This window comes from Desulfovirgula thermocuniculi DSM 16036, from assembly GCF_000429345.1.
Lineage (GTDB): Bacteria > Bacillota > Desulfotomaculia > Desulfotomaculales > Desulfovirgulaceae > Desulfovirgula > Desulfovirgula thermocuniculi.
The window spans coordinates 1-1,691 of the sequence record NZ_AUBR01000118.1 but is presented as its reverse complement, the minus strand read 5'-3'; the positions used below and the strand labels follow the sequence as shown (position 1 = coordinate 1,691).

Annotated in this window: 2 protein-coding genes; both read right to left on the bottom strand. The window is 66.6% G+C overall.

Translation table 11 applies throughout. The annotated features are described in order from the left end of the window. On the bottom strand, positions 1–914 hold a 914-nt coding region (locus G454_RS0115070), incomplete at its 3' end, for an RRXRR domain-containing protein (protein ID WP_035108119.1). Between the two features lie 409 nt (positions 915–1,323). Beyond that, on the bottom strand, positions 1,324–1,617 hold the full coding sequence (locus G454_RS0115065) for a hypothetical protein (protein ID WP_027719229.1): 294 nt from the start codon (positions 1,615–1,617) through the stop codon (positions 1,324–1,326). Positions 1,618–1,691 lie beyond the last annotated feature (74 nt).

The following is a 1,691-nucleotide window of genomic DNA, read 5'->3' as shown; positions in this document are numbered from 1 at the left end:
CCGCATACCCAGCCGCGGTACACCTTCCCGGCCTTCTCCGCCTCCACCCAGTCGCCCTTGCGGAAGAAGCCGCCGTTGGCGGTGCCCCCGAAGCGGGGGCGCACGCCGCCCCTCTGCGGGTTCTGCCGGAAGAGGCTCCGGCGGGCGTACCTCAGCCTGCGCCACACGAAGAAGGGCGCCGCGGGGTTGTGCGCACACCCGGTGATGCCCATCAGCATGGCCGCCGCGTCGTTGGCGTGCGTTTCGGGCACCTGCTCGCATTTCCTCTCCGTGCGCTTCTCCAGGCCGAACCTCTCACGCCAGGCGTCCGTCTCGGAGACCTCGACCAGCCTCAGCTCCGCCAGCTTGCGGTACTCACGGTAGGTGAGCGTCTTGCCGATTTCCACCGTGGAGAAGTATCTGCCGTTCCGGTCCCTGGCGTGATTGAACCGCACGTCCTCGGTGACGATGAGCCGCACGGGGTAGATCCGGCACAGTTCCCGCACCACCTTCAGGCGCGCCTCCACCTTGGACCGCTGGGTGGGGGCCAGCCAGTAGCCCTTCCTCCTGCGGTTGTCAAATCTGGCCGAGCGCCGGGGCGTCTTGCGGTACCTCCTGGCCCGGCGCAGGCTCCGCCGGGTTTCCATCTTACGCGGCACGTCGTCGGGTAGAAACACCATGGCCTTCAGCTCCACTCTTCGGTGGGAGGCCACGGCCACGCCGTCGTACTTCGCCCCCGGGTCCACGGCCAGGGCCACGGGCTGAGTCCTTACCCCCACGGGCCGCAGCATCTGGACGTAGAAAAGCCCCAGCTTGTTGCGCCGGGGCACCGCCAGGCCGTCCCTGATGAGCAGCCTGGCCTTTCGCGGCGTGGTGGGCATGAGCGGTCTGCCGTCCACGCCCACAACGGGCACTCTGGTGATGCTGGTGGACATTTGCCGATACACGGCCTCCTTTCGGAGTGATTGTCGCCTCGGCGCCGTCCGCAGGGCTTAGGCCGGTCTTTGCCGGCCGCGGCATTGAGCGGTTCTGCCGGAGATAGTCCGGGCTGGCGAAACACCCGGAAGTCCTTGGTAGCCCCGCGGACCCCTGCCCGGCGGCACCTCCTCCCGCGCCGCCCGCCGGGCCGCCTGGTCAGCCAGTTGCCCCCGGCCCCGCCAAACCGGGCCCCCAACTCACGCCAGAAGCAAGCCTCTGACTTCAGTCAGGGGTGGTTGACGGCCTCCGCTATACCCAGTAAGCGCATAGAAATACTCCCCCCGAAAGAGAACGCTCCCAAAAAAAGAGAACCCGGCCAGCCGCCCGGGCTCCCTCCCCGCTGGATAAGCATGTCGGAGAAAAAAGTCAGACCTGCATTTCCCCGTAGCACGGGGCAGTTGTCACCACCGATTCATACCCGCCCACCTTCTTTTGTAGCTCCTCGATTGCCCACCCCACCACGGCGTCCCACACCCTGCGCTGGAGCGGCGTGAGCCTCGGCGGCCACAGCGACGCCTGCACGCCGCTGCCCGTCAGTTCGATCCTCCCCGCGAGTCGGCACCCCTCCACTATCGGAGGTTCTTCCGAAAAGAAAACCTGCACGCAGGGAAGGCCGTCGTACCACCTCGTGGTTTCCAAGAAGAGCCACGCCCTGAGCACAGATGATATCCCCCTTTCCCGACCCATCAATCCCTCAGCGCATTGGCCAGTTTCAGGGCGAACCACTCGGGAGA